Origin of the sequence: Microbulbifer sp. 2205BS26-8, from assembly GCF_030731025.1 — a bacterium.
GTDB lineage: Bacteria > Pseudomonadota > Gammaproteobacteria > Pseudomonadales > Cellvibrionaceae > Microbulbifer > Microbulbifer spongiae.
Genome location: NZ_JAVAMR010000187.1, coordinates 1 through 483, shown reverse-complemented (window position 1 = coordinate 483; position 483 = coordinate 1). Strand labels below are relative to the sequence as shown.

At 55.3% G+C, this 483-nt stretch carries 1 protein-coding gene; it reads right to left on the bottom strand.

What is annotated here, in order from left to right; all coding sequences use genetic code 11:
• Positions 1-8: 8 nt before the first annotated feature.
• Positions 9-483, bottom strand: a 475-nt coding sequence (locus Q5Y71_RS17195; protein WP_306043292.1) for an IS3 family transposase, incomplete at its 5' end; no start/stop codon positions are given.

Here is a 483-nt window from a genome sequence, read left to right as displayed (position 1 = left end):
TGTAGTGGTCAAGTATTTTTGGCCGCCGTCTTTTGAGCGTTCCGTTTTTCTTCTGCCACACTTGGCGGCAAACCACCGTTGTGTTGATGTGGCCGTATTTGGCTATAGTAGCCGATGATGTAATCGTTAATGGCCTGCTTTGCTGCCGGGAAACTCTGGTAGCCAGTCTCTGGCATCCATTCCGTTTTTAAACTCCTAAAGAAACGCTCTGTCGGCGCATTGTCCCAGCAGTTTCCGCGGCGGCTCAGGCTCTGTGTCATCCGGTAACGCCATAGCAGTTGCCGGAACCCCAGGCTGGTGTACTGGCAGCCTTGGTCTGAGTGGAACATCACCCCTTCCGGCTCTCCTCGCGATTCATAGGCCATCGTCAGTGCCTTCTTTACCAGCTCCGCATCTGGTGACAGCGACAATGCCCAGCCAACCGGCTTGCGTGCAAACAGATCCAGAACCACCGCCAGATAGGCCCAACGAGCGCCAGTCCAG